The following is a 25,301-nucleotide window of genomic DNA, read 5'->3' on the forward strand; positions in this document are numbered from 1 at the left end:
CGGGGGAGCGAGGCTCACAGCACCTCGACGCTCGCCCCCGTCAGCCGGCGCCGGCAGTCCAGCACGTACCGCGCGTGCCGCGACACGGCCTCGTAGTCGAACTCGTCGTGGTCGGCGAGCAGCACCACCGCGTCGGCGGCGGCGAGCTCCTCCGGGGTGGCCTCCACCCGCCGTACCGAGGCCAGCGGCCCGCCCCCGTGGGCGTCGTGCTCGGCGGCGCGCTGGCCCGGGATGTGCGGCTCGGCGACGTGCACGCCCGCCACCACGTGCGGGTCGGCGGCGCGGACGTCGGCGCCCATCCGCGTCAGCAGCTCCACCACCCGGGCGGCCGGGGTCTCCCGGGCGTCGCCGGTGTTCTTCTTGTACGCGAGGCCGAGCACCAGCACCCGTGAGCCGTTGACCGACCGCTGCCGGTCGTTGAGCGCCTCGGTGAGCCGCCGCACCACGTAGTCGGGCATGTGGCTGTTGACGTCGTTGGCCAGCTCCACGAAGCGGAACGACTGCCCGAGCGCGCGCTCCACCCGCCACGACAGGTAGGAGGGGTCGATCGGCAGGCAGTGCCCGCCGACGCCCGGCCCCGGGGTGAACCGCAGGAAGCCGAACGGCTTGGTGGAGGCCGCGTCGATCGCCTCCCAGACGTCGATGCCGAGGTCGTGGGCGAACATCGCCAGCTCGTTGACCAGCGCGATGTTCACGTGCCGGAAGGTGTTCTCCAGCAGCTTGGTGAGCTCGGCCTCCTTGCACGAGGAGACCGGCACGGTGCGCTCCACCAGCTGCCCGTAGAAGCCCTCGACCGCGGCCAGGCCCTCCGCCGTGGTGCCGGAGACCACCTTGGGGGTGTTCTCCAGCTTCCACTCCGGGTTGCCCGGGTCGATCCGCTCGGGGGAGTAGCCGAGGTGGAAGTCGGCGCCGGCGCGCAGCCCCGAGCCCTGCTCCAGCAGCGGGGCGAGCAGTTCCTCCGTGGTGCCCGGGTAGGTGGTGGACTCAAGCACCACGGTGGCGCCGGGCCGCAGGTGGCGGGCGAGCAGCCGGGCCGAGGCCTCGATGTACGAGAGGTCGGGGACGCCGTCGCGCAGCGGGGTCGGCACGGTGATCACCGCGACGTCGAAGCCCGCGACGTCGGTCGCGTCGGCGGACGGCAGGTAGGAGCCGCCGTCCAGCAGCGGGCGCAGCCGCTCGGCGGGGATGTCCTCGACGTAGGACTCGCCGACCGCGAGCCGCTTGATCCGGCGCTCGTCGACGTCGTACCCGACGACCCGGTGCCCCACCTCGGCGGCCCGGACGGCCAGCGGCAGCCCGACGTAGCCCTGCCCAGCGATGACCACGCGCATGACGAAGTACCCCCTCCATCGCGAATGGTGCGCACACCCTCTCCGGGGTGGCCCCACACCTTCTTCACACGAGGGTACGGAGCCGGGGCGGGGCGCGGGCGGCTTCGCGCAAAGCGGTGGGCCGGGGGTGCCGGACGGCACCGGACGGCGGGTTGCGGACAGCGGTGAGGCCCGGGCCGCGCTCCAGGGAAGAGCGGTGGCCCGGGCCTCCACATCTGCCGGCCGCCCCCACCCAGGGCCGTCCGGCCTTCGCACTCCCGACCCCCATCGGGATGCGACGGGCCCGCTGCAGCCATCCCCCACGGTTGGGTGCGGCGGGCACGTGATCCATCCTGCGCGGTCGGCATGGACGGGCAGTGACAGGAGTATGTCGAGTTCTTGACGTTCTGCCCCGGCCCGTCCCCCTCCCGCCCGCGCCCGGCCGCCCGCTCCGCACCCCCGGCCGGCCCCCGCAGGCCGCGCCCGCGGGCCCGTCCGCCCGTGCCGGGCCCGGTTCGCGGGGGTGTCCGCGCGGCGTGCGGCGTAGGCTGGATACCCCCGGGGCGCACCGCGTGCCGGGCTGTTCGCGTTGCCCGGCCGACCGCTCGGCGCCGGGCCACTCCAGCCGTGGAGCCAACAAGCATGAGCCTGTCCGGACTGCTCGATGTCGTCGTACGGGACGCCGCCCTCGCCGAGGCGATCGAGGCGGCGGCCACGGGGCACAGGCAGCACCTCGACCTGGTGGGCCCGCCGGCCGCCCGTCCGTTCGCGATCGCGGCGCTGGCCCGGTCGCTGGCGGCGAAGGCCGGCGAGCGCGGCCGCCCGGTGCTCGCCGTGACCGCGACCGGCCGGGAGGCCGAGGACCTGGCCGCCAGCCTGCGCTCGCTGCTGCCGCCGGACGCGGTGGCGGAGTTCCCCGCCTGGGAGACCCTGCCGCACGAGCGGCTCTCGCCGCGCTCCGACACCGTCGGCCGCCGCCTGGCGGTGCTGCGCCGGATCGTCCACCCGCTCGCGGACGACGTGGCGGCCGGCCCGGTGCAGATCGTCGTCGCGCCCGTCCGGTCGGTGCTCCAGCCGCAGGTCAAGGGCCTGGCCGAGCTGGAGCCGGTGGCGCTGCAGCGCGGCGGCCGGCACGACCTGGAGGACGTGGCCCGGCGGCTCGCGGCGGCCGCGTACGCCCGGGTGGAGCTGGTCGAGAAGCGCGGCGAGTTCGCGGTGCGCGGCGGCATCCTGGACGTCTTCCCGCCGACCGAGGAGCACCCGCTGCGGGTGGAGTTCTGGGGCGACGACGTCGAGGAGATCCGCTACTTCAAGGTCGCCGACCAGCGGTCGCTGGAGATCGCCGAGCACGGCCTGTGGGCGCCGCCCTGCCGTGAGCTGCTGCTGACCGACCAGGTGCGGGCCCGGGCGGCCGAGCTGGCCGTCGAGCAGCCCGGGCTGGCCGAGATCCTGGACAAGATCGCCGAGGGCATCGCGGTCGAGGGCATGGAGTCGCTGGCGCCCGTCCTGGTGGACGACATGGAGCTGCTGCTCGACGTGCTGCCGAAGGGTTCGGTCGCGGTGGTCTGCGACCCGGAGCGGGTCCGCACCCGCGCGGCCGACCTGGTGGCCACCAGCCAGGAGTTCCTGGCGGCGTCCTGGGTGGCGGCCGCGGCCGGCGGCGACCGCCCGATCGACGTCGAGGAGATCGACGTCTCGGCGGCCTCGCTGTGGTCGCTGGCGGACGTCCGCGAGCACGCCGCCGGGATCGGCCTGCCCTGGTGGTCGGTGAGCCCCTTCGCCACCAGCGACTCGACCGTGAGCGAGATCCTGGAGTTCGACGCCGACACCCTGACGCTGGGCATGCACGCGGTGGAGGCCTACCGCGGCGACACCGCCCGCGCCATCGCCGACGCCAAGGAGCGGCTGAACGCCGACTGGCGGGTCGTCATGGTGACGGAGGGCCACGGCCCGGCCTCCCGGCTCGCCGAGGTGCTCTCCGGCGAGGGCATCCCGGCCCGGCTGGTCGCCGACCTCGCCGAGGCCCCCACCCGGGACGTCGTGTACGTCTCCTGCGGCTCGATCGAGCACGGCTTCGTCGACGAGGCGCTGAAGCTCACCGTCATCACCGAGACCGACCTGTCCGGCCAGAAGTCCTCCACCAAGGACATGCGCCGGATGCCGTCCCGGCGGCGCAACGCGATCGACCCGCTGGCGCTGGCCGCCGGCGACTACGTCGTCCACGAGCAGCATGGCGTGGGCCGGTACGTGGAGATGGTGCAGCGCACCGTGCAGGGCGCGACCCGCGAGTACCTTGTGCTGGAGTACGCGCCCGCCAAGCGGGGCCACCCCGGCGACCGGCTCTTCGTGCCGTCCGACCAGCTCGACCAGGTCACCAAGTACGTCGGCGGCGAGGCCCCGACGCTGCACCGGCTCGGCGGCGCGGACTGGGCGAAGACCAAGCAACGCGCCAAGAAGGCGGTCAAGGAGATCGCCGCCGACCTGATCAAGCTGTACTCGGCCCGGATGGCCGCCCCCGGGCACGCCTTCGGCCAGGACACCCCGTGGCAGCGCGAACTGGAGGACGCCTTCCCGTACGCCGAGACGCCCGACCAGCTCACCACCATCGGCGAGGTCAAGTCGGACATGGAGAAGTCCGTCCCGATGGACAGGCTGATCTGCGGCGACGTCGGCTACGGCAAGACCGAGATCGCGGTGCGCGCGGCCTTCAAGGCGGTGCAGGACGGCAAGCAGGTCGCCGTCCTGGTGCCGACCACGCTCCTCGTCCAGCAGCACTTCTCGACCTTCGCCGAGCGCTACGCCAACTTCCCCGTGGTGGTGAAGGCGCTGTCGCGCTTCCAGACCGACTCCGAGGCCAAGGCCGTGCTGGAGGGCCTGTTCGACGGCTCGGTGGACGTCGTCATCGGCACCCACCGGCTGTTCTCCTCGGAGACCCGCTTCAAGGACCTGGGCCTGGTCATCGTCGACGAGGAGCAGCGGTTCGGCGTCGAGCACAAGGAGCAGCTGAAGAAGCTGCGCGCCAACGTCGACGTGCTGACGATGTCGGCGACGCCGATCCCGCGCACCCTGGAGATGGCGGTCACCGGCATCCGCGAGATGTCCACCATCACCACCCCGCCGGAGGAGCGGCACCCGGTGCTGACCTTCGTCGGCCCGTACGACGAGAAGCAGATCGCCGCCGCCGTCCGCCGCGAACTCCTGCGCGAGGGGCAGGTGTTCTACATCCACAACCGGGTCGAGTCGATCGACAAGGCGGCCGCCCGGCTCAAGGAGCTCGTCCCCGAGGCGCGGGTCGCCACCGCCCACGGGCAGATGGGCGAGACCCAGTTGGAGAAGGTCGTCGTCGACTTCTGGGAGAAGGAGTTCGACGTCCTGGTCTCCACCACGATCGTCGAGTCCGGCATCGACATCTCCAACGCCAACACCCTCATCGTCGAGCGCGGCGACACCTTCGGCCTCTCCCAACTGCACCAGCTGCGCGGCCGGGTGGGCCGCGGGCGGGAGCGCGGCTACGCCTACATGCTGTACCCGCCGGAGAAGCCGCTCACCGAGACCGCGCACGAGCGCCTGGCGACCATCGCCCAGCACACCGAGATGGGCGCCGGCATGTACGTCGCGATGAAGGACCTGGAAATCCGCGGCGCGGGCAACCTGCTCGGCGGCGAGCAGTCCGGGCACATCGCCGGCGTCGGCTTCGACCTCTACATGCGGATGGTCGGTGAGGCGGTGGCCGAGTTCCGCGACCAGCTGGCGGGCGGCGACGTGCCGGAGGAGGAGCCGCTGGAGGTCAAGATCGAGCTGCCGGTCGACGCGCACGTCCCGCACGACTACGCGCCCGGCGAGCGGCTGCGCCTCCAGGCGTACCGGTCGATCGCCGCGGTGAACTCGGAGGAGGACATCGTGCTCGTTCGCGAGGAACTCACCGACCGCTACGGCAAGTTGCCCGATCCGGTGGAGAACCTGCTGATGGTGGCGGGTCTGCGGCTGTACGCCCGGCGCTGCGGGATCGGCGACATCACGCTGCAGGGCAACTTCGTCCGGTTCGGCCCGGTCGAGCTGCGGGAGTCGCAGGAGCTGCGGCTGAACCGCCTCTACCCGCGCACCCAGATCAAGGGGTCCACCTCGCAACTGCTGGTGCCCCGGCCGGTGAGCGGCGGCCGGATCGGCGGCAAGCCGCTGCTCGGGCGCGAACTGCTCGCGTGGAGCACGGAGTTCCTCACCACGATGTTCGACGACCTGGCGGGCGCCAGGCGCTGACGCCCATCCGCCGGACGGGCACGGGGTCTGGGCAAGGGGCCGGAACGCTCCCTATTGTTCACCTCAGTCAGGAGAACCATCGGACACCGCACTGGGTCCTGGCCCGGCAGGATCGGCCGGACAGGGCCCAGCCGCACCCGCCCCCGGCCTCGGCCGGGGGCCCACCCGGGAGGCCCCAAGTGATCCGCACCCGCTCCGCCCGCCGGCCCGTTCGTACGGTCGCCGGTGTCCTGCTCGCCGCCGCGGCGCTCTCCGCGTGCGGCGGCGCACCGGCCCACCAGGGGGCGGCGGCGGTGGTCGGCGACGAGCGGATCCCGATCTCCACCGTCCAGGCCAGGGTGACCGCGCTGCGCGACGCCACGGTGGTCGCCGCCGCGGGCGGCGCCGTCCCGGAGGAGAACGGCCTCGCCCGCCGCACCGTCGCCGAACTCGTCCTCGACCGGGTGATCGCCCGGGCCCTCGCCGACCGCGGACTGTCCGTCTCCGAGGGCGAGGTCGACCAGCAGCGGGCGGCCGACGCGAAGATGCTCGGCGGCGACGCCGCCCTGCAGCGGGCCCTGGTGCTCCGGCAGGGCGTGGACGCGGCCGCGATCCCGTCCTTCTACCGCCAGCAGCTGGGCATCAAGAAGATCGCCGCGGCCCAGGGGCAGGACGCCCAGACCCCGGCCGGCGACGCGGTCGTCCGCAAGGCGCTCGCCGAGGCCGGCGGCGCCCTGCGGATCGACGTCAACCCCCGGTACGGCCGCTGGGACCCGCAGCGGATCGCCCTGGTCGACGCGGTCGCCGACTGGCTGCCGCAGCGCGCGGCGACGGCCTGACCCCGCCCCCGGCGGTCCGCGCCGGAGGGTAGGTTCGGGGTGTGGAGACTCCGAAGCTGATCCTGCTGACCACCACCCACCGGATCGCCCCCGGCCTGCTGTCCTGGCCGGCCTGGGAGGCGCTGAAGTCCGCCGGACGGGTGCTGGCCGCCGACCCGGAACACCCGCAGCTGCCCGCCCTGCGCCAGGCCGGCGTCGAGGTGGAGCTCGTCGAGCGGACGTCCGCCCCGGCGCTGGCCCGGCTGCTGGCCGGGGCAGGCCCGGTGCTGTTCCTCGGCAGTCCGGACGGCGACCCCGGCCTCACCGACGCGCTGGCCCGGATCGCCGTCGAGGAGGCCGGGTCGGTGCCGGAGATCGAGCTGCTGCCCGGCTCCTGGGACCTCCCCGGGGCCCGGCTGCTGGACCTGGCCTCGGTGATGGACCGGCTGCGCTCGCCCGGCGGCTGCCCCTGGGACGCCGAGCAGACCCACGAGACGCTGGTGAAGTACCTGGTGGAGGAGGCCTTCGAGCTGGTCGAGGCGATCGAGGAGGGCGACCGGGTCACGCTCCGCGAGGAGCTCGGCGACGTCCTGCTCCAGGTCTTCTTCCACTCCAGGATCGCCGAGGAGCACCCCGAGGACCCGTTCTCGGTCGACGACGTGGCCGGGGACATCGTCGAGAAGCTGATGTACCGCCACCCGCACGTCTTCGGAGACGTCGAGGCCGACGAGTCGGCCCAGGTGGAGGCCAACTGGGAGCAGCTGAAGGCCGCCGAGAAGCAGCGCGAGTCCGTCCTGGACGGGGTGCCGGCCGGGCTGCCGTCACTGGCGTACGCGGCGAAGCTGGTCTCCCGCGTCCGCCGGGCGGGCTTCACGGCGGTGCCCGACGCGCCGTACGAGCTGCCCGCGGAGCTGACCGCGGACAGTGCGGGCGAGCTGCTGCTCGCGGTGGCGCAGCGCGCGTACGACGCCGGGGTGGACGTGGACGCCGCGCTGCGCGGCGCGGGCCGCCGCTACCGGACGGCGGTGCGGGCCGCGGAGGGGCTGACCGACTGACGCTGCGGCGGGACGACCTCGCCGATCGCCTCGCCGACCAGGGCGAGGAGTTCGGCCAGCGGGTCCAGGTGGTCGGGCAGCTCGTCGAGGGAGACGACCCGCTCGCCGTGCGGGCCGGCCACCGCGAACAGGTCGATCGGGCCGAGGTGCTTGGCGGCGGTGGCGACCAGCGCGGCGATGTCGCTGGGCTGGTGGGCGTCGCCGCTGACGCCGACCACCGGGCAGCCGGGCCGGTCGAGCTCGGCGGCGAGGTCCTCGGCGACTCCGGGGCGCAGATCGGCGACCAGCAGGCCCTTGGCCCCGGCGGCGGCGAACCGGCGGGCGAGATCCCCGCCCTCGCCGCCCCCGAGTACCGCGATGACCACCACTGCCCCGGCTACTCGCATGGCCTGCTCCTCCCTGAGAGCGATACCCCGTGGACGGCACCGCACGGCCGCCACCAACGGTTATCGGAGGATGGTAGGCACCCCGCGACCCTCCGCAACAGGGATTACCCGCCAGGTGACCAGACTCACGCCCGTCCAGGTCAAGATACGGTCTGGAACATGCCGGACACCCCCTGCCGCACCGACCCGACCTCTTCACGTGGGAGTTCGCCGCCGATCCCTACCCCGCGTACGCCTGGCTGCGCGAGCACGCGCCGGTGCACCGCACCACCCTGCCCAGCGGGGTGGACGCCTGGCTGGTCACCCGGTACGCGGACGCCCGGCAGGCGCTCGCGGACGCCCGGCTCTCCAAGAACCCGGTGCACCACAGCGAGCAGGCGCACCGGGCCGGCCGGGTCGGCATCCCGGGGGAGCGGCAGGCGGACCTCATGACCCACCTGCTGAACATCGACCCGCCCGACCACACCCGGCTGCGCCGGCTGGTGTCCAAGGCGTTCACCCCGCGCCGGGTGGCGGAGTTCGAGCCACGGGTGCAGGAGCTCACCGACCGGCTGATCGACTCCTTCGCGGAGCGCGGCTCGGCCGACCTGATCCACGAGTTCGCCTTCCCGCTCCCCATCTACGCGATCTGCGACCTGCTGGGGGTGCCCGCCGAGGACCAGGACGACTTCCGGGACTGGGCGGGCATGATGATCCGGCACGGCCGCGGCCCGCGCGGCGGCGTGGCGCGGGCGGTGAAGCGGATGCGCGGCTACCTCGCCGAGCTGATCCACCGCAAGCGCGCCGACCTCGGCGACGACCTCATCTCGGGCCTGATCAGGGCGAGCGACCACGGCGAGCACCTCACCGAGAACGAGGCGGCGGCGATGGCGTTCATCCTGCTGTTCGCGGGCTTCGAGACCACCGTCAACCTGATCGGCAACGGCCTGTACGCGCTGCTGCGCAACCCCGGCCAGCGGGCCCTGCTCCAGGCCTCGGTGGCCCGCGGCGAGAGCGGCCTGCTGGAGACCGGCATCGAGGAACTGCTCCGCTACGACGGACCGGTGGAGCTGGCCACCTGGCGGTTCGCGACCGTCCCGCTGACCGTCGGCGGGGTGGGGATCCCGGCCGGCGACCCGGTGCTGGTGGTGCTGGCCGCGGCCGACCGCGATCCGGCGCGGTTCTCCGACGAGAACACGCTGGACCTCGCCCGCACCGACAACCCGCACCTGGGGTTCGGACACGGCATCCACTACTGCATCGGCGCGCCGCTGGCCCGGCTTGAGGGGCGGGCGGCGCTGGCCACCCTGCTGACCAGGCTGCCCGACCTGGAGTTGGCCGCCGACCCGGACGAACTCCGCTGGCGGGGCGGTCTCATCATGCGCGGGCTGCGGGAACTGCCGGTGTCCTTCACGCCCTCCGGGGGCTGACCCGCCGCCGGACGGCCGGCGCGCCGGGAGCGGCCGGCGGCCGTCCGCTGCTCCGCCCGGGGGCGTGTCGACCGGGCGCGTGTCGCGGCCCGCCCGAAGGGCCGTCAAACCGGACAAATCAGCCTCGTTCGTGGGCGATAATCGGTTCGCCGTAATTCTTGCGTGATAGTGGCGATATGAGCTTGTGATTGGTCGTTCGATCTGCCTACTCTCCGGATCGGCCCGCAACCGCGGGCCGCGGCCGCGGAACGCCGAATCCTGTCCACCGCGCGCCGATTCGACGGAACAGACCCAGGACAGGGGCGGGGGACCCACGTTCGTCGCCGTCCCCACGGCTAGGGGTGAAGCCGCGTCAGCAGGTCCCCTCCTGCGGCCGCGGCCGGGCCAAGCCTCCCGGTCCGAACCCGACAGCTCACCTCGCAGGCGTTCGGAGAGGGACTTCCCATGCTCTTCACCGGACCTGGCCGCCACCGCCGTCGCACCTCCGCCGAGAAGGCGGTCGCCGTGGCGGGCGTCACCGGCGTCGGCCTCGCCCTTCCGCTGCTCACCGCCGCCGGCGCGTCCGCAGCACCGGTCTCCACCTGGGACAAGGTCGCCCAGTGCGAGAGTGGCGGGAACTGGGCCATCAACACCGGCAACGGCTTCTACGGCGGCCTCCAGTTCACCGCCGGCACCTGGAAGGGCTTCGGTGGCACCCGGTACGCGGCCTTCGCCCACCAGGCCAGCAAGGGCCAGCAGATCGCCGTCGCCGAGAAGGTGCTCGCCTCCCAGGGGCCCGGCGCCTGGCCGGTCTGTTCCAAACGCGCCGGCCTGACCCGCGGCGGCGGCTCACTCGCGAAGGCCGATTCCGCCGAGGGCGCGAGTACCGCGGCGCCGCGCTCCGGCGCCGCCCCGCAGTTCCCCGGCCGGGGCGGCTGGGACGCGGACGACCGGGTGTACTGGTACCAGAAGGACGGTGCCTGGTATTGGACGGCGCACCGGGAGATCTACCAGCGGTACGCCGCGGCCGCCGACCTGCCGGAGGGCGTGGAGGAGGCGTCCGACACCGGGCCGGACACCGGCTCGCGGGCAGCTGACCCGTCGGACGCCGGCGGGCAGACCCTGCAGGCGGCGCCGCTGCCGGAGACCGGCCGCGGAACGTACACCGTCCGGCCCGGTGACACCCTGTCGGGGATCGCCGTCGAGCGGGACGTGCCCGGCGGCTGGCAGCAGCTCTACGCGGCCAACCGCGCGACCGTGGGCGCCGACCCCGACCTGATCCTGCCCGGGCAGGAGATCGAGCTGGGCTGACGGCCGCCCGGCCTCCCGGTCGCGGCCCCGGCGCCGCGGCTGCGACCGGGAGGTCCGGTTTACGATCCTTCAGGTGAACTACCGGCGAGTAGCCGGGCCACACGGTGAGACAGGGCCATGCCCGGCATGGCCCTGGGGCCCCGTGCGGTTAGGCTCTGGTCGTAACGACTCACATCCGCTTCCGCTAGGAGATGCTTCGTGCCGTCCATTGATGTCGTCGTAGCCCGTGAGATTCTCGACTCTCGCGGCAACCCCACCGTCGAGGTCGAGGTGGGTCTCGACGATGGCAGCACGGGCCGTGCCGCCGTCCCGTCCGGTGCGTCCACCGGTGCTTTCGAGGCGCTGGAGCTCCGCGACGGCGACAAGAACCGCTACTTCGGCAAGGGCGTCGAGAAGGCCGTCCTCGCCGTCATCGAGCAGATCGGCCCCGAGCTGGTCGGCTACGACGCCACCGAGCAGCGCCTGATCGACCAGGCCATGCTCGACCTGGACGCCACCCCGGACAAGTCCTCGCTCGGCGCCAACGCCATCCTCGGCGTCTCCCTCGCCGTCGCGCACGCCGCCTCCGAGGCCAGCGACCTGCCGCTGTTCCGCTACCTCGGCGGCCCGAACGCGCACGTCCTGCCGGTGCCGATGATGAACATCCTCAACGGCGGCTCGCACGCGGACTCCAACGTCGACATCCAGGAGTTCATGATCGCCCCGATCGGCGCGGAGTCCTTCTCCGAGGCCGTCCGCTGGGGCGTCGAGGTCTACCACACGCTCAAGGGCGTGCTGAAGGAGCGCGGCCTGTCCACCGGCCTCGGCGACGAGGGCGGCTTCGCGCCGAACCTGGACTCCAACCGCGAGGCCCTCGACCTCATCGTCGAGGCCATCAAGAAGGCCGGCTACACCCCGGGCAAGGACGTCGCGCTCGCCCTGGACGTCGCCGCCTCCGAGTTCCACAACGACGGTGCCTACACCTTCGAGGGCAAGGCGATCTCCTCCGCCGAGCTCATCGACTACTACGCCGAGCTCGTCGCCGCGTACCCGCTCGTCTCCATCGAGGACCCGCTGGACGAGTCCGACTGGGACGGCTGGAAGGCCATGACCGACAAGCTGGGCGACAAGGTCCAGCTCGTCGGTGACGACCTGTTCGTCACCAACCCGGCCCGTCTGGCCCGCGGCATCGAGACCGGCACCGCCAACGCGCTGCTCGTCAAGGTCAACCAGATCGGCTCGCTGACCGAGACCCTGGACGCCGTCGAGCTGGCCCAGCGCAACGGCTACCGCTGCATGATGTCGCACCGCTCCGGCGAGACCGAGGACGTCACCATCGCCGACCTCGCCGTCGCCACCAACTGCGGCCAGATCAAGACCGGCGCCCCGGCCCGCTCCGAGCGCGTCGCCAAGTACAACCAGCTGCTGCGCATCGAGGAGATCCTCGACGACGCCGCCGAGTACGCGGGCCGCGGCGCGTTCCCGCGCTTCAAGTTCGAAGGCTGAGCTGACACCCGCGCGCTGACACACAGCCGCTGGACCGGTGCCCCGGCGTCCACCCCGTAGGGTGGGGCCGGGGCACCGGCGTGAGCAGGAGGGGTACGAGCATGTGGAAGATCCCGGGACTGGCGGGGCGTCCGCGCTTCACCAGCCGTGCGACGGTGCTCGTGCTCGTCCTGTGCTCGCTGGTGGCGATACTCGCCTACCCCACCCGGCAGTTCCTGACCCAGCGCTCCGAGATCGCCGCCCAGCGGGCCCGGGCCGAACACGCCCGCCAGCAGGTGGAGGAGCTCCGCCGGGAGAAGGCCCGCTGGCAGGACCCGGAGTACGTCAAGGCGCAGGCCCGCGAGCGGCTGCACTACGCGATGCCGGGTGAGACCCCGTTCGTCTCGGTCGACCCGTCGGCGCCCGCCACCCAGGGCTCGGTCTCGGGCGACGCGCTGGGCTCCGGCCCCGTCCGGGCCGCCAAACCCTGGTACACCACCGTCCTGGACTCGGTCGACCTGGCCGACCAGGCCCCCGCCCCTCACGAAGACAGCACCCCATGACCTCTGAACAGCTTCCCGGCCCCGCCGACGCCCCCGACGCCGACCGCGACATCGCCGCCATCGCCGCCCAGCTCGGCCGCGTCCCGCGCGGGACGCGCGGCGTGGCCCACCGCTGCCCGTGCGGCAACCCGGACGTCGTCGAGACGGCGCCCCGGCTGCCCGACGGCACGCCGTTCCCGACGCTCTACTACCTGACCTGCCCCCGAGCCGCCTCGCTGATCGGCACCCTGGAGGCCGACGGCGTGATGAAGGAGCAGTCCGCGCGCCTCGCCGAGGACCCGGAGCTGGCCGACGCCTACCGCAGGGCGCACGAGGACTACATCGCCCGCCGCGACGCCATCGAGGTGCTGGAGGGCTTCCCGAGCGCGGGCGGCATGCCCGACCGGGTCAAGTGCCTGCACGTGCTGGTCGGCCACGCGCTGGCGGCCGGCCCGGGCGTCAACCCGCTCGGCGACGAGGCGATCGGCATGCTGGAGGACTGGTGGGCCAAGGGGCCCTGCGTCTCGCCGGCCGAGGTCGACGCCGCGGCGGGCCGGGTCGCCCGCAACCGCGCCAAGAACCAGGACCACACCGCGGTCATCGCGGCCAAGGAGCAGAAGTCCGCCGAGCGCGCCGAGAAGAAGCGCCAGGCGCAGGAGGAGGGGACAGGTGACCACCACCCGCGTGGCCGCGATCGACTGCGGCACCAACTCGATCCGGCTGCTGATCGCCGATCTCGACCCGGACACCGGGGCGATCGCCGATCTCGACCGCCGGATGGTCATCAACCGCCTCGGCCAGGGCGTGGACGCCACCGGCCGGCTGCACCCCGACGCGCTGGAGCGCACCTTCGCGGCCTGCCGCGAGTACGCCGCCGTGATCGCCGAGCACGGGGTCGGCCCGGAGCGCATCCGGTTCGTCGCCACCAGTGCCTCCCGGGACGCCGAGAACGCCGCGGAGTTCACCGCGGGCGTGCGCGCGATCCTCGGTGTCGCACCCCAGGTGGTCAGCGGCGACGAGGAGGCCCACCTCTCCTTCGTGGGTGCCACCAAGGAGCTGACCGCCGGCACGTTCAAGGCGCCCTACCTGGTCTTCGACCTGGGCGGGGGCTCCACCGAGTTCGTGCTCGGGGCCGACGACGTCCGGGCGGCCCGCTCGGTGGACATCGGCTGCGTGCGGATGACGGAGCGCCACTTCGCCGGCAGCGAGCTCCCGACGCCCGATCAGATCGCCGCCGCGAAGGCCGACATCCTCGCCGCCCTGGACACGGCGGCCGAGGCGGTGCCGCTCACCGAGGCTGCCACCCTGGTCGGCCTGGCCGGCACCGTCACCACGGTGGCCGGCATCGTGCTCGGCCTGCCCGCGTACGACTCCGAGCGGATCCACCACGCCCGGCTCACCGTCGGGCAGGTGCGCGAGACCACGGCCCGGCTGCTGGGCGCCACCCACGCCGAGCGCGCCGCGATCCCGGTGATGCACCCGGGCCGGGTGGACGTGATCGCCGCCGGGGCCCTGGTCCTGTTGGAGATCATGGAGCGGACGGGCGCCCCCGAGGTGGTCGTCAGCGAGCACGACATCCTCGACGGCATCGCCTGGAGTATCGCCTCCTGACCCGCTTCGCCCCTTACCGTGACGGCCCCGGAGCGCCCCGTCGGCGCCCGGGGCCGCGGCCTGCGGGGCGCGCCGCGAGAAAGTTCGTGAATTTCTTCACATGGCGGCCCAGCCTTTCGTCGGACTCCGGGGCCCGCTCCGTCCGCTATGTGGGACCGAAGGCACCTCTCGGGGCACGGCCACCGGATCGCAGGCAGGGCTCGGCCACGGCCGGTGGAATCGAATTCCCGCCCGGGAACCGCCGCCCCCCGGGGATCGTTGCTGCTCAGCGACACCCTCCGCCCGGCAGGGCTCACCCGTACCCACCCGCGGGCGTGAGCGGACGGCCACCGGCCGGAAATGCGGCCGCGTAGTGTAGCAGGGGGTGTCCAGGGGCTTGTGACGGGCCTCACGAAGTGCCCGTCAGAAGGGGGTGGATACTTTCGGATATGAGCACCACGGAGCGTCCTCGCATCCTTATCGTCGGCGGTGGTTACGTCGGCCTGTATGCCGCGATGCGCATCCTCAAGAAGATGCGCTACGGCGAAGCGACCGTCACGGTCGTCGACCCGCGGTCGTACATGACGTACCTGCCCTTCCTCCCCGAGGCGGCCGGCGGCAACGTCGCGCCTCGCAACCTCGTCGCGCCGCTGCGCAGCGCCCTCAAGAAGGCGGAGGTGCTCACCGGTGCGGTCACCGGTGTGGACCACGCCCGCAAGGTCGCCACCATCCTGCCCGCGGCCGGCGAGCCCTACGAGCTGCCCTTCGAGTACCTCGTCGTGGCCACCGGCTCGGTCTCCCGCACCTTCCCGATCCCCGGCCTGGCCGAGCACGGCATCGGCATGAAGACGGTCGAAGAGGCGATCAGCCTCCGCAACCACGTCATGCAGCAGCTCGACAAGGCCGAGTCCACGACGGACGAGGACGTCCGCCGCAAGGCTCTGACCTTCGTGGTCGTCGGCGGCGGCTTCGCCGGCGTCGAGACCATCGCCGAGGTCGAGGACATGGCCCGCGACGCGGCCAAGATCTACAAGACCGTCAGCCGCGAGGACATGCGTTTCATCCTCGTCGAGGCGGCCAACCGGATCCTCCCCGAGATGGGCCCGGACCTCGGTCTGTGGACCAAGGAGAAGCTCGAAGAGCGCAACATCGAGATCTACATCGAGACCTCGATGGACTCCTGCGTCGACCAGCACGTGGTGCTGAAGAACGGCGTGGAGGCCGACGCCTCCACCATCGTGTGGACGGCCGGCGTCAAGCCCAACCCGGTCCTGAACCACTTCGGCCTCCCGCTCGGCCCGCGCGGCCACGTGGACACCGCGCCGACCCTCCAGGTCCAGGGCTTCGACTACGTCTGGGCCGCCGGCGACAACGCCCAGGTGCCGGACCTCGCCGTCGGCGAGGGCGCCTGGTGCCCGCCGAACGCCCAGCACGCCGTCCGCCAGGCGCTCGTCCTCGGCGACAACGTGATCTCCGGGATGCGCGGCTTCCCGCAGAAGCAGTACAAGCACAAGAACCTCGGTGCGGTCGCCGGTCTCGGCCTGCACAAGGGCGTGGCGATCCTCTTCGGCAAGTACAAGCTGAAGGGCCGTCCCGCCTGGTGGTTCCACCGCCTGTACCACGGCAGCCGGGTACCGACCATGAACCGCAAGGTCCGGTCTTCACCGACTGGACGCTCGCCATGTTCCTCAAGCGCGAGACCGTCGGACTGGCCGAGATGGAGCGGCCCTTCGAGGCGTTCCAGGAGGCGGCGGGCCCCGCCAAGACCCTCCCGGCCCAGGCGAAGCCGGCCGAGAAGGAACTCGCCACCAGCAAGTAAGCAGACGGCGACCCCGGCCTGGGCAGGCCGGGGTGAGTCGGAGGCCCTCCGCCCGGCAACGTCGCCGGACCACGACCTCCGTGGTGCTCAGCCGGCCGTGCGAGCCGGGCGGAGTACAGAAGTACCGAAGGCCCCTGCCACAACCGGGCAGGGGCCTTCGGCGTGCCCGGTGCCGGGCGGGTGCCGGGCGGCACGGCCCGGGCCCCCGCCCGCGGTCGGGGCGAGGGGCCCGGGAGTGCCCGGCGACGGGGCGTCAGTCGGTCTTGATGGAGGCCAGGATGTCCAGCCGGGAGGCCCGGCGGGCCGGCCAGATCGCGGCGACCATGCCCACCAGCCCGGCCAGCGCCAGGAAGAGCAGCATCTTGCCGTACGGGACGACCGTGCCCAGGCCCGGCAGGCTGGCGGAGAGGGTCCCGTTGACCGCCCAGGCGAGGAAGCAGCCGAGCAGCACGCCGACCACCGCGCCGAACAGCGAGATCACCACCGACTCCAGCCGGACCATCCGCTTGATCCCGCGGCGGTCCAGTCCGATCGCCCGCAGCATGCCGATCTCGCGCTTGCGCTCGAAGACCGACATCGCCAGCGTGTTGATCACGCCGAGGACGGCGACCAGGACGGACATGGCCAGCAGGCCGTACATCATGTTCAGCGCGAAAGTGATCATCTTGTTGAACTCGTCCCGCATGTCCTGCTTGGTCTTGACCTCGATCACCGGGTTGTTGCCGGTGGCGTCCTTGACGGCCTGCCGGAGCGCCGTGGTGGGCCCGTCCGTGCCCTTCACCAGGATGTCGCGGACCTCGGCCTCCTGACCGTGCCCGGTGCCCGCCGCGCTGCCCGCCAGCACGGACGGGAGCATGTCGTTGCCCTCGAACACGCCGCCCACGGTGGCCGTCCCCCGGGTGTCGTCCGGGTAGGTGACCTGCAGGGCGGAACCGACCCGCAGCCCGCTCGCCTTCGCGGTCCTGCCGTCGACCAGCACCAGGCCCTGCCCGAGGGCCTCGGCGGTGCCGCTGGTCATGGTGAGCTTCAGCAGACTGCCCGCGGCGGACGCGTCCACCGACATGGCGGAGGAGTCCACGCCCTCGATCCGCCAGGGGAGGTAGGAGACGGCACTGGCCGCGCTCACCCCGGGGGCCTTGGCGATCCTCGCCGCGAGCTGCGGGTCGAGGCCGTGGCCGTTGACCATGGCGACGTCGTAGTCGGCCTTCATCGAGCCGGTGACGGCCTTGTCCACCGCCGAACCCACCGAGGCGCCGAGCACGGTCAGCGCGCTGACCAGCGTCAGCCCGATGGTGAGTGCGGCCGCGGTGGCGGCGGTGCGGCGCGGGTTGCGCACCGCGTTCTGCCGGGCCAGCTTGCCGGGGGTGCCGGCCAGCGCCGCCAGCAGTGGGCCGACCAGCGCGATCACCGGGCGGGAGAGCAGCGGCAGCAGGACGAAGATGCCGATCAGCGCGAAGAAGGCGCCCGCGGCCACCGGGATCCGGCCGTCGGAGTTGTGGGTGGCCGCGCCCGCCGCGATCAGCGCGAGACCGCCGGCGGTCACCAGCGAGCCGATCACGTTGCGGACGATCAGGCTCTTCTGGGTGGCGGGCTGGTCGCCGCCGCTCATCGCGGCCACCGGGGCGATCCGGGAGGCCCGGACGGCCGGCACCACGGCGGAGAGCACCGTCACCAGGACGCCGACGACCAGCGCGACCACGATCGTGGCCGGGGCGATCACCAGCGAGCCGGTGGGCATGGTGGAGTCCAGCGCGTGCACCAGCGCCTGCATGCCGGCGCCGATCCCGATGCCGGCCAGCAGACCGGCCACCGACGCGGAAACACCGATGATCAGGGCCTCGACCAGGACGGACTTCGTCACCTGGGAGCGCCCGGCACCGACGGCGCGCAGCAGCGCCAGCTCCTTGGTGCGCTGGGCGATCAGCATGGTGAAGGTGTTGGCGATGATGAAGATGCCGACGAAGAGCGAGATGCTGGCGAAGACCAGGAGCATGGTCTTCATCCCGCTGGTGCCCTCCGCGATCATCCGCTTCTGCTCGTCCGTCAGGGACCGGGCGGTCTCGCTGCGGAAGCGGTCGCCGGCCGGGAGCGCCTGCTCGACCCGGGCCAGCAGGGCGTCCTCGGTGGTGCCGGGCCCGGCCTTGACCGCGATGCTGCTGTACCGGCCGGGGGTGAGCAGCAGCCGCTGGGCCGTCCCGGTGTCGAACAGGGTGAGCGTGGCGCCGGCCGAGACCTCCGGGTCGTCGGTGGTCACGATGCCGGTCAGCACGGTGTCCAGGGCCGGGCCGTTGGTGGCCAGCCGGACGGTGTCGCCGACCTTGTAGCCGCCCTTCTCCGCCGTGGCGCGGTCGAGCAGGATCTCCTTGGCGCCCTTGGGCGCGCGGCCCTCCACCAGCGGGTAGCGGGCGTCGTGTCCGGCGGGGTCGGGGACGTAGTTGGCGCCCCGGGCGCTCCAGGCCTGGCCGATCAGATCGCCCTTGCGGTCGGCGACGCCGATGAAGCCCGACACCACGCCGCGGGCGCCCGCCGCGCCCGGCAGGGCGGCGAACTGCTTCACGGTGGCGTCGGTCAGCTGCTCGGTGCCGTGCTCGCGCTTGGGCCCGGGGCCGGAGCCGCCGTCGGCCGTGTAGTCGGTCACCAGGACGGACATGTCGGCGAAGCTCTTGGTGTAGCTGTTCTTCATGGCCTGGCCGAGGGTGTCGGAGAAGACCATGGTGCCGGCCACGAAGGCCGTGCCGAGCAGGACGGCGAGCGCCGTCATCAGCAGTCGGCCCTTGTGGGCCAGCACGTTGCGCAGTGCGGTGCGATACATGGGGTCAGTCCTGGGGAGGTGGGAGCGGGCGGCCTGCGTACGAGGCGTCAGCTCGTCCGACCCTTGGCGTCGAAGCGGCGCATGCGGTCCAGGACGGTGTCGGCGGTCGGGGCGAGCAGCTCGTCCACGATCCGGCCGTCGGCGAGGAAGACCACCCGGTCCGCGTACGAGGCGGCCACCGGGTCGTGGGTGACCATGACCACCGTCTGGCCGAGCTCGCGGACCGAGTTCCGCAGGAAGGAGAGGATCTCGGCGCCGGAGCGGGAGTCGAGGTTGCCGGTGGGCTCGTCGGCGAAGATGATCGCGGGCTTGCTCGCCAGGGCGCGGGCGCAGGCGACGCGCTGCTGCTGGCCGCCGGAGAGCTGGGACGGGCGGTGCGAGAGCCGGCCGGAGAGGCCGACGGTGTCGACGACCCGCTCCAGCCACTGCCGGTCGACCTTGGTGCCCGCGATGTCCATCGGAAGGGTGATGTTCTCCAGCGCGGTCAGCGTCGGCAGCAGGTTGAACGCCTGGAAGACGAAGCCGATCTTGTCGCGGCGGAGCTGGGTGAGCTGCTTGTCGCGCAGCCCGACCAGCTCGGTGTCGCCGATCGTGGACGAGCCCGCCGAGACCGTGTCCAGCCCGGCCATGCAGTGCATCAGGGTCGACTTGCCGGAGCCGGAGGGCCCCATGATCGCGGTGAACTCGCCCTGCGGGAACACCACGCTGACGTCGTCCAGGGCGACCACACGGGTCTCGCCCTCCCCGTAGACCTTGCTGAGGCCGGTGGCGCGGGCGGCCGCCTGGCCGGTGCGGACGGCGGTTGCGGTCGTCGTGGTCACGGAGGAGCTCCTGTCGGGAGGGTGCGGGCTGGCTACTCCATCCTCGGCCCGGCGATCTTGCCCCTCGTCGCTCCGCGGGACGGTTGTGCCGCCCGCCGCCAGGCGTATCCGGAGGTCCGGCCCTCCTCCTGCGGTATGACACCGACCCTGATGCGGCGGCACTGGCCGGAACCGATCGGGCCGCTGGCCGGATCCCGGACAGTTCGTCAGATGGCAAGGAAACATGACAACTTCCGGCGAGCGGAACATGCACAACGAGGGCCCGGGCGACTAGGCTCAGGGGTGGCCCGTACAGGGGCGCGCGGTTCACGCCCGGGTGGTGGAACGCAGACACGGGCAGCTTAAAACTGCTTGGCCGTGAGGCCGTGCCGGTTCGAGTCCGGCTCCGGGCACCAGTGCATCCTGCCCGCTCCCCGAGATCATCCTCACGGTGGACGCGGGCCCCTTTGCCAAACCATTACTCTTGCTCCGTGGGTGGTGCCGTGCCGCCCCGGAGGGAATGACATGAGAAGCAGCAACCCGGTCTTCTCGCGGGAGGGCTCCTTCTCCCGCGACACGGGGTACGCGGGATTCGGCACGACCTCGCAGCCGTCCGCCGCCGGCGCCCACGTGGGCGACCCCTACGCCAACAATCCCTACGCCGCGCGGCCCCAGGGCGGTCCGCTGACGGACGAGCAGCTCGCCGAGATGTACGCGTCCCCGTCCGCGGGCCCGCTGCAGACCGGCCGGATGACCATGGACGACGTGGTCGCCCGGACGACCCTCACCCTGCTCACCCTGGTCGCGGCCGGCGCCGTTGCCTGGTTCGCCCTGCCCTCCGGGACGTACGGCTTCGCCCTCGGCGCGGCGATGGCGGCCTTCGTTGTCGGCCTCGTCATCACCTTCCGGCGGAGCGTCAGCGCTTCGCTCATCCTCCTCTACGCCGGCCTGGAGGGCTTCTTCCTCGGGGCGGTCACCAAGGTCTTCAACGACATCTGGCCCGGCATCGCGATCCAGGCCGTGCTCGGCACGGCCGCCGTCTTCGGCGCCATGCTGGTCGCCTACAAGAGCGGCCGGATCCGTGTCACCCCGCGCTACGCCCGGATCGGCCTGACGGTCGCGATGGGCTTCCTGGGCCTGCTGCTGATCAACCTGGTCGCCTCGCTGTTCGGCGCCGACATGGGCCTGCGCTCCGGGCCGCTCGGCATCGTGGTCGGCCTGCTGGGCATCGGCCTGGGCGCCTTCTTCCTCTCGCTGGACTTCGCCGAGATCGAGAACGCGATCCGCGGCGGCGCCCCGCAGCAGGAGGCCTGGCGGGCCGCCTTCGGGCTGACCCTGTCGCTGGTCTGGATCTACCTGGAGATGCTGCGCCTGATCGCCATCCTGCGCGGCGACGACTGACCACCGGTGCGCGAACGGCCCCGGGAGCTGCTCCCGGGGCCGTTCGCCGTTGCGGGGCCGATACGCTCGCTGCATGTCCGAAGCGCACGACCTGCTGGAAGCCGTCGACCGCCTGGCCGACCGGTGCCGTTCGATGCCGCAGAGCCGGCTGCTCGCGGCGGTGCCGGGGCATCCGTCCCGGGCCGCGGCGGTGCTGGCGCTGGCCCGCAGGCTGGCGCTGACCGCCCTGGCGGCGGAGGGGGAGCCGGCCCGGGAGATCCCGGACGCCGGGGAGTTCGCGGTCGGCGACCAGCTGGCGGTGGCCGGTCACGACCTGGCCGCCGCCGCGGCGGGCGAGCCCGCCCTGCTGGCCGAGGCGCTGGCCGACGTCCTGCGGACGGAGGAGTCGGCCACCCGGTAGGTGGGGGTATCGGGCGGTCAGCTGGTGAAGGCGGCGGTGAGGCCGATGGAGTCGGCGCCGCCGGCGGGCTCGGCCCAGCTGTTCCAGCGGCCGGTGTTGTAGTCGGCGTCGATCTCGGTCAGCCGGTTGGCGGAGTTGATCGCGAAGATGTGGTTGACACCCTGGGCCGTGGCGCTGGTGAGGCGCTTGAGGCCGCCGCCGCCCATGTTCGACCAGCCGTTCCAGCTGCCCAGGTCGTAGCGGCCCTCGGTGTTGTACAGGTTGCCGTCCATGCCGATGGCGTCCAGGTGGACGGTGTCCCCGGCGGCAGCGGCGGCCACGTCCTGACCGGTGAAGCCGTTGGCCGCGGGAGACCAGCCGCTCCATGCGCCGGCGCAGTAGTCGGCGTCGAGCTCCTGCAGTCCGTTGTTCCCGTCGAGGACGTAGAGGTGATTGACGTTCCTCGTGGTGGTCGCGCTTGCCAGCCGCTTGAGGTCGGTGCCGCCGTGGTCGGTCCAGCCGTTCCAGCCCCCGTCGGGGAAGACGCCGTCGGAGTTGTAGAGGTGCCCGTCGGTGCCGATGACGGCCAGGTGCACCGTGTCGCCGTAGGACGAGGCGGTCACCGCCCGGACGCTCGGGCTGCCGGGCAGCGGCGTCCAGTCCGACCACCGGCCGGCGGCATAGTCCCCGTCCTTCTCGTAGAGCCGGTTGTCGGCACCGATTGCGAAGAGGTGATGGACGGAGTAGGTGGCGGCAGCGGCCACCTCCTTCGTCCCGGCGATGCCGCCCAGGTCGCTCCACCCGGCCCAGGACCGCGCCGTGTAGTTGCCCTCGGTGTTGTGCACGCTGCCGTCCGGCGTCACGTTGGCCAGGTGCACCGTGCCGGCCCAGGGCGAGGAGGCGCTCGGGGAGCCGCCGGAGAACCACCCGGCCGCGTACGCCTCGTCGAGTGCCGTGTGGAAGTTCTGCGCGAGCAGGAGTAGCCGGCGTCGTTCGGGTGCAGGCCGTCGGTCATCTGCGCAGGGTGGGTGGCGTCCGCCCGGTTCGCGGGGGTCAGCGCGGGCGCGTCCACGAACCGGAAGTGTCGGCCGGCCTGCTGCTCGGTTGCCTCCAGTTGCCGGAGCCGGCCGTTGTACTGCGCGACCGGCTGCGAGAGGTCCTGGTTCCACCAGCCGGGTGTCGTGGGGATGAGGCCCTGCATGACCACGGTCACGTTCGGCCGGTCGGTGAAGATCCGGTCGATCAGCTGGGTCGCCCGGTCGGCAGCGTGGGCCTGGTCCAGGTTCTGGTTGAGGTCGTTGATCCCGATGTGCAGCAGGACCACGTCCGGGCGGGAGCTCGCCAGCCAGCCGTCGACTCCGGCCCGGATCTGGTCGATGGTGTCACCCGGGTGGCCCTCGTGCTCCGGGTCGGTCATCGCGCCGTGCTGCCGTCCGCCGACGAAGTCGACCGCGTAGCCGGAGTGCCCGGCGGTCAGCGCGCTCAGCGGCTGCCGGTAGCCCCCGCCGGTGCAGCTGCCCTGGCCGAACGTGATCGAGTCGCCGAGCGGAAGGACCCGGACGGTCGGTGCGGAGGCGGTCGCCGCCTGCGCGGGGAGGCGACGACGCCCGCCGCCAGGAGCACGGCCGAGACGGTGAGCAGGGCGGGGCGTTTCATCGGATCTCCAGGGGCGCGGTCGGGGCGTGCCGGAACACGGGGCCGGCCGCCCGGGGAAGAGGCCGGGCGGCCGGACGCGGGTGGGGTATCGGGCGGTCAGCTGGTGAAGGCGGCGGTGAGGCCGATGGAGTCGGCGCCGCCGGCGGGCTCGGCCCAGGTGTTCCAGCGGCCGGTGTTGTAGTCGGCGTCGATCTCGGTCAGCCGGTTGGCGGAGTTGATCGCGAAGATGTGGTTCACGTTGGTCACGGAGGACGTGGCGCTGGTGAGGCGCTTGAGGCCGCCGCCGCCCATGTTCGACCAGCCGTTCCAGGACCAGGCGTCGTAGTTGCCCTCGGTGTTGTAGAGGTTGCCGTCCATGCCGATGGCGTCCAGGTGCACGATGTTGCCGAAGGCCGCGGCAGTGACGTCCTTGCCGGTGAAGCCGTTGGCCGCCGGCGACCAGGAGCCCCAGCTGCCCGCCGCGTAGTCGGCGTCGATCTCCAGCAGCTGGTTGTTGCCGTCCACCGCGAAGACGTGGTTGACGTTGTTGGCGGTGGACGCGCTGGCGAGGTGCTTGAGGTTGGTGCCGCCGTGCGCCGTCCAGCCGTTCCAGCCGCCGCTGGGGTAGTTGCCGTCCGAGTTGTACAGCTGCCCGTCGGTGCCGATCGCGGTCAGGTGCACCGTGTTGCCGAACGACGAGGCGGAGACCGCGACCATGGTCGGGCCGGCCTCGGGCTGGAACCAGCCGCTGCTCCACTGGCCGGTGGCGTAGTTGCCGTCCTTCTCATAGATGCGGTTGTCGCTGCCGATCGCGAACACCCGGAGGGTGGAGCCGGTCGAGGTGCTGGTGACCTCCTTGATGCCGGCGGCGCCCATGTCGCTCCAGTTGCTCCAGGAGCCGGCCGAGTAGTTCCCCTCGGCGTTGTGCAGCCCGCCGTCCGGCGTCAGGTCGACCAGGTGCGCCGTGTTGATCCACGGGGAGGTGGTGGTCGCGTCCACCGTCGGGCTGGCGTACCCCTGGAGGTTGACGGTGTATCCGTTGACCGTCCACATGCCCGAACCGACCTGACCGGAACCGGAGTTGTGAGTGACGTGACCCGGCGACGCGCCCTGGTTGCCGCCGATCCACTCGATGGTGCCGTTGGCGTTGACCGCGGTGACGATGGCGACGTGGTCGTAGGTCGAGCCGCTGAACGCGTTCGGGTGGAAGAAGACGGCGTCGCCCACGTGCGGGGTGGAGGACAGGCCGCCGGTGTTCTTGTTGGCGTACGTCGCGAAGCTGTTGGCCAGGTTGTTCAGCACACCCAGGTTCTTCACCCCGTTCTGTGCCCACACCCAGCCGGCGAAGTCGGCGCACCAGGCGTGCGCTTCGGATCCGCCCGAGCAGCTCGACGACTGGCCGGTGCCGGAGGCGTAGTAGCCCGCGCCACCGTTGCCGCACGCGGCGTTGCCCAGCTGGCCGGCGGCGGTGTTCGCGATCGCCTCGCCCGGCGTGGTCGCATGGGCGGCCGTCGTGGCGGCGGTCACGGCGGCCATGGCGGCGGAGGCGGTGAGGGCGGTGGCGAGGGCGAGACGGGCGAGCTTGGTGGGGCGAACGGGCATGACAGTGCTCCTCGGGGCAGGCGGAACCAGGGGGCGGCCGACGGGGCGGCGGCAGAGGACGGAGAAGCGGTCGCGGACGGGGCGACGGCTAGGGGGTGGCGGCCGGGCCGGAGACGACGGAGTAGCCGGCGGCGTCGGGGGTGGTGCGAACGACCAGGGTGACCAGGTCGGCGGCCGAGCGTTCGGCCGCGGTGGCCGAGAGGCCCCGGACGAACAGGGCGACGCCGAGTCCGTGCGGGAAGCTCCGCACCCGTACGTGCTCAAGTGCGTGGCGCGGGGCGGCGTGCGCCCACAGCGCATCCTCCAGGACGGCGGCCTCGGCGGGCGTCCCGGGTGTCCTGCCTGCGCTGGCGAGCAGCAGGTGGACGAGGACCATGCCGGGTCAGTCCCAGCCGATGCCGTCGGCGACCGGGCCGCCGGCCGTGATGGCGGCCGTCGGCGCCGTGCTTCCCGCAACAGCGGTGGCCGGCGCGGCCAGCGCGACGCCCGAGAGCAGGAGCGAGACGACGGCGAGGCCGAGGCGGCCGGTGATGCTGGACATGGCGGTACCCCCGAAGTGGACGGATGCGGTGTCGACGAGAAGCGGTGCGCGGTGGTCGGACCTCGTGGTCGCGGGCCCCGCCGCCGTTCCGGTGATCACCATCCTGCTCGGCCGGGAACCCCCGCGACAGGCCTGAGCCCGGGCACCAAGCGGACTGGCAGCATCAGGACATACCTCCGCCAGGGCTGTCCGCAGCCCCCGGAGCCGCTTGC

20 protein-coding genes, 1 tRNA gene, 2 pseudogenes and 1 riboswitch are annotated in these 25,301 nt (G+C 72.6%); of the genes and pseudogenes, 14 read left to right on the forward strand and 9 right to left on the reverse strand.

Going from position 1 to position 25,301, the window contains the following annotated elements:
• Positions 1-14: 14 nt before the first annotated feature.
• On the reverse strand, positions 15-1,331 hold the full coding sequence (locus tag ABEB13_RS24250) for a nucleotide sugar dehydrogenase (RefSeq protein ID WP_345707177.1): 1,317 nt from the start codon (positions 1,329-1,331) through the stop codon (positions 15-17).
• A gap of 621 nt (positions 1,332-1,952) precedes the next feature.
• Here ABEB13_RS24250 and mfd point away from each other — a divergent pair.
• The 3 genes from mfd to ABEB13_RS24265 all read left to right on the forward strand — a co-directional run bounded on the left by mfd (position 1,953) and on the right by ABEB13_RS24265 (position 7,419).
• On the forward strand, positions 1,953-5,567 hold the full coding sequence (mfd, locus tag ABEB13_RS24255) for a transcription-repair coupling factor (RefSeq protein WP_345707178.1): 3,615 nt from the start codon (positions 1,953-1,955) through the stop codon (positions 5,565-5,567).
• A 179-nt stretch (positions 5,568-5,746) separates the two neighbouring features.
• Positions 5,747-6,385 carry a SurA N-terminal domain-containing protein gene (locus tag ABEB13_RS24260; RefSeq protein ID WP_345707179.1) on the forward strand — a complete coding sequence of 213 codons (639 nt, stop codon included), beginning with the start codon at positions 5,747-5,749 and terminating at the stop codon, positions 6,383-6,385.
• Positions 6,386-6,426: 41 nt separating this feature from the next.
• Positions 6,427-7,419 carry a nucleoside triphosphate pyrophosphohydrolase gene (locus ABEB13_RS24265; RefSeq protein ID WP_345707180.1) on the forward strand — a complete coding sequence of 331 codons (993 nt, stop codon included), beginning with the start codon at positions 6,427-6,429 and terminating at the stop codon, positions 7,417-7,419.
• Here ABEB13_RS24265 and ABEB13_RS24270 read toward each other — a convergent pair.
• Positions 7,377-7,805, reverse strand: coding sequence for an SDR family NAD(P)-dependent oxidoreductase (locus tag ABEB13_RS24270; protein ID WP_345707181.1), 429 nt, complete (start codon positions 7,803-7,805; stop codon positions 7,377-7,379). The genes ABEB13_RS24265 and ABEB13_RS24270 overlap by 43 nt on opposite strands.
• Positions 7,806-7,957: 152 nt before the next feature.
• Here ABEB13_RS24270 and ABEB13_RS24275 point away from each other — a divergent pair, with 152 nt between their 5' ends.
• The 7 genes and pseudogenes from ABEB13_RS24275 to ABEB13_RS24305 all read left to right on the forward strand — a co-directional run bounded on the left by ABEB13_RS24275 (position 7,958) and on the right by ABEB13_RS24305 (position 15,919).
• Positions 7,958-9,214 (forward strand): cytochrome P450 family protein, encoded by a 1,257-nt coding sequence (locus ABEB13_RS24275; RefSeq protein WP_345709805.1) that lies wholly within the window; start codon positions 7,958-7,960, stop codon positions 9,212-9,214.
• 276 nt (positions 9,215-9,490) lie between these two features.
• A riboswitch (cyclic di-AMP (ydaO/yuaA leader) is annotated at positions 9,491-9,654 on the forward strand.
• 4 nt (positions 9,655-9,658) lie between these two features.
• Positions 9,659-10,504 (forward strand): transglycosylase family protein, encoded by an 846-nt coding sequence (locus ABEB13_RS24280; RefSeq protein ID WP_345707182.1) that lies wholly within the window; start codon positions 9,659-9,661, stop codon positions 10,502-10,504.
• 198 nt (positions 10,505-10,702) lie between these two features.
• Positions 10,703-11,989 (forward strand): phosphopyruvate hydratase, encoded by a 1,287-nt coding sequence (eno, locus tag ABEB13_RS24285; RefSeq protein WP_345707183.1) that lies wholly within the window; start codon positions 10,703-10,705, stop codon positions 11,987-11,989.
• A 101-nt stretch (positions 11,990-12,090) separates the two neighbouring features.
• Entirely contained in the window at positions 12,091-12,531 is a 441-nt protein-coding gene (locus ABEB13_RS24290; protein WP_345707184.1) for an FtsB family cell division protein, read from the forward strand.
• Positions 12,528-13,052: pseudogene (locus ABEB13_RS24295) on the forward strand (DUF501 domain-containing protein); the annotation flags it as partial. The gene ABEB13_RS24290 and the pseudogene ABEB13_RS24295, both read left to right, overlap by 4 nt.
• Positions 13,053-13,179: 127 nt before the next feature.
• Entirely contained in the window at positions 13,180-14,121 is a 942-nt protein-coding gene (locus ABEB13_RS24300; protein ID WP_345707185.1) for a Ppx/GppA phosphatase family protein, read from the forward strand.
• A 428-nt stretch (positions 14,122-14,549) separates the two neighbouring features.
• Positions 14,550-15,919: pseudogene (locus ABEB13_RS24305) on the forward strand (NAD(P)/FAD-dependent oxidoreductase).
• A 253-nt stretch (positions 15,920-16,172) separates the two neighbouring features.
• Here the strand turns inward: ABEB13_RS24305 and ABEB13_RS24310 are convergent.
• Both ABEB13_RS24310 and ABEB13_RS24315 read right to left on the reverse strand, forming a co-directional pair.
• A complete protein-coding gene (locus ABEB13_RS24310) occupies positions 16,173-18,731 on the reverse strand; it encodes an ABC transporter permease (protein ID WP_345707186.1) in 2,559 nt (852 codons plus the stop codon).
• Positions 18,732-18,778: 47 nt separating this feature from the next.
• A complete protein-coding gene (locus tag ABEB13_RS24315; RefSeq protein WP_345707187.1) occupies positions 18,779-19,552 on the reverse strand; it encodes an ABC transporter ATP-binding protein in 774 nt (257 codons plus the stop codon).
• 310 nt (positions 19,553-19,862) lie between these two features.
• Here ABEB13_RS24315 and ABEB13_RS24320 point away from each other — a divergent pair.
• The 3 genes from ABEB13_RS24320 (at position 19,863) to ABEB13_RS24330 (ending at position 21,332) form a co-directional block, all read left to right on the forward strand.
• Positions 19,863-19,947 (forward strand) — tRNA-Leu (locus ABEB13_RS24320).
• Positions 19,948-20,056: 109 nt separating this feature from the next.
• On the forward strand, positions 20,057-20,932 hold the full coding sequence (locus ABEB13_RS24325) for a Bax inhibitor-1/YccA family protein (RefSeq protein WP_345707188.1): 876 nt from the start codon (positions 20,057-20,059) through the stop codon (positions 20,930-20,932).
• Positions 20,933-21,005: 73 nt separating this feature from the next.
• Complete coding sequence (locus tag ABEB13_RS24330) at positions 21,006-21,332, forward strand: hypothetical protein (protein WP_100888763.1); 327 nt, start codon at positions 21,006-21,008, stop codon at positions 21,330-21,332.
• 17 nt (positions 21,333-21,349) lie between these two features.
• On the opposite strand, the gene ABEB13_RS24335 is transcribed toward ABEB13_RS24330, so the two are convergent.
• The 5 genes from ABEB13_RS24335 to ABEB13_RS24355 form a co-directional block, all read right to left on the reverse strand.
• Entirely contained in the window at positions 21,350-22,189 is an 840-nt protein-coding gene (locus ABEB13_RS24335) for a DUF8189 domain-containing protein (RefSeq protein ID WP_345707189.1), read from the reverse strand.
• Positions 22,171-23,133 carry an SGNH/GDSL hydrolase family protein gene (locus ABEB13_RS24340; protein WP_345709806.1) on the reverse strand — a complete coding sequence of 321 codons (963 nt, stop codon included), beginning with the start codon at positions 23,131-23,133 and terminating at the stop codon, positions 22,171-22,173. The genes ABEB13_RS24335 and ABEB13_RS24340 overlap by 19 nt, the downstream gene beginning before the upstream one ends.
• Positions 23,064-24,548, reverse strand: coding sequence for a CHAP domain-containing protein (locus tag ABEB13_RS24345; RefSeq protein ID WP_345707190.1), 1,485 nt, complete (start codon positions 24,546-24,548; stop codon positions 23,064-23,066). The genes ABEB13_RS24340 and ABEB13_RS24345 overlap by 70 nt, the downstream gene beginning before the upstream one ends.
• A gap of 88 nt (positions 24,549-24,636) precedes the next feature.
• Positions 24,637-24,924, reverse strand: coding sequence for a hypothetical protein (locus tag ABEB13_RS24350; protein WP_345707191.1), 288 nt, complete (start codon positions 24,922-24,924; stop codon positions 24,637-24,639).
• 6 nt (positions 24,925-24,930) lie between these two features.
• Positions 24,931-25,089, reverse strand: coding sequence for a hypothetical protein (locus ABEB13_RS24355; protein ID WP_345707192.1), 159 nt, complete (start codon positions 25,087-25,089; stop codon positions 24,931-24,933).
• On the opposite strand from ABEB13_RS24355, the gene ABEB13_RS24360 reads away from it, so the two are divergent.
• Positions 25,088-25,225, forward strand: coding sequence for a hypothetical protein (locus tag ABEB13_RS24360; RefSeq protein ID WP_345707193.1), 138 nt, complete (start codon positions 25,088-25,090; stop codon positions 25,223-25,225). The genes ABEB13_RS24355 and ABEB13_RS24360 overlap by 2 nt on opposite strands.
• Positions 25,226-25,301: the final 76 nt, after the last annotated feature.

The sequence above is a fragment of the Kitasatospora paranensis genome (assembly GCF_039544005.1).
Lineage (GTDB): Bacteria > Actinomycetota > Actinomycetes > Streptomycetales > Streptomycetaceae > Kitasatospora > Kitasatospora paranensis.